Raw genomic sequence first — 1,445 nt, 5'->3', positions numbered from 1 at the left:
GTCGTAGAGGGTGTCCCCGGGCAGGTGGACGGCACCGCCGGCCAGCCCGCGGAGCGCCTCGGCGTCCGCGGTGGGGAGGGGCGTGGGCTCGGGCACGGTCACCACCTCATGGGCTGGGCACGCCAGCATCGCCGGGGTGACTTGAGGATGACTTGAGCCGCCGGGCCATCCGCTCGTGCAGGAGGGCACGCTCGCCCGCGGGGATGTCGCCGTGGATCGCGTCGCGCACCAGTGGGTTGACGAACTCGAGCGGCTGGCCGTCGACGAGGATCTCGCTGCGAGCCAGGACGTCGAGGGCGCCCGCGACGTCCTCCTCCGAGTGCTGGGACAGGTCGGTCACCGTCCTCAGGTCGGCCGCCGGACCGAGCACGGCCACCGCGCGCGCGACCGTGGTGACGGCCGCCGGCATGCGACGCAGCCGCAGCGTCACGAGGGACGTGATCGCCCGCGACCCCACCGCCCGGACGGTGTCGACGTGGGCGGCGTCGGGCGGCACACCCTGGTCGGCCAGCGCGCGCAGCAGCTGGCGCAGGAGCAGCGGGTTGCCCGAGGTCATCCGGTGGCAGGTGGCGACGAACGTGTCGGCGCCGCGACCGAGCCGGTCGGTGACCAGGGCGGCCGTGCCGTCCTGCGTGAGTGGCGCGGGGTGCAGCACCGAGACCGCCTCGTTGCCGGCGATGTCGGCCAGCAGGTCGTCGTACTGGTGCGTCTCACCGGTGCGCATCGCCAGCACGACCAGTACGGGGAGTCCCTCGAGGCGCTTCAGCAGGTAGGCGATGAACTGCAGGGATGCCTCGTCGCTCCACTGGATGTCGTCCACGCACAGGACGAACGGGGCGGTCTCGGCGAGCTGGGTGGTGACCTCGCACAGACCGCGGAGCACGGCGAACCGATCCTCCCGGCGTACGACGTCGTCGACCGTCGTGCCGAAGAGCTGCCGGACCACCCCGTAGTCGAAGCCCTGCTCCAGGGCGCTGCTCCGCGCCGACCCCACCGGTACGACGGCCGCAGCGGCCACGCGTCGTACCTCGTCCAGCAGGCGGGTCTTGCCGATGCCGGCCGGGCCCTCGATCAGCAGGCAGCCGGAGACCCCGGCCCCGAGCTCCTCGAGCATGGTGCGCAGGACGGCCATCTCGCGCTCCCGGTCGACGAGCCCGTCGGGTGTCCGAGGTCGCGGGACCCGTCGGGTGGCGTCCTCCGCGACCGCGATCGCGGGCGTGGGAGCGTCGAGGTCCGGTGACTGGGCCAGCACCTCCGCCTCGAGCGAGCGGAGCGCAGGACCGGGGTCGACCCCCAGCTCGTCGGCGAGCACCTCGCGGGCCCGACGCAGCGCCGCCAGCGCCGCCGCCTGGCGGTGCGCGCGATAGAGCGCGAGGGCGAGGAGGCGCCAGCGCTCCTCGCGGAGCGGGTCCTCCGCCACTAGCGCCTCGAGGTCTCCGATGACG

General features: G+C 74.0%; 1 protein-coding gene. It reads right to left on the bottom strand.

From position 1 onward, the window contains the following. Positions 1-106: 106 nt before the first annotated feature. On the bottom strand, positions 107-1,445 hold a 1,339-nt coding region (locus ACXJKL_RS21040), incomplete at its 5' end, for an AAA family ATPase (RefSeq protein ID WP_457208940.1).

It is taken from the genome of Nocardioides sp. P5_C9_2, from assembly GCF_054049555.1.
This window is presented reverse-complemented; position numbering and strand designations above follow the sequence as displayed.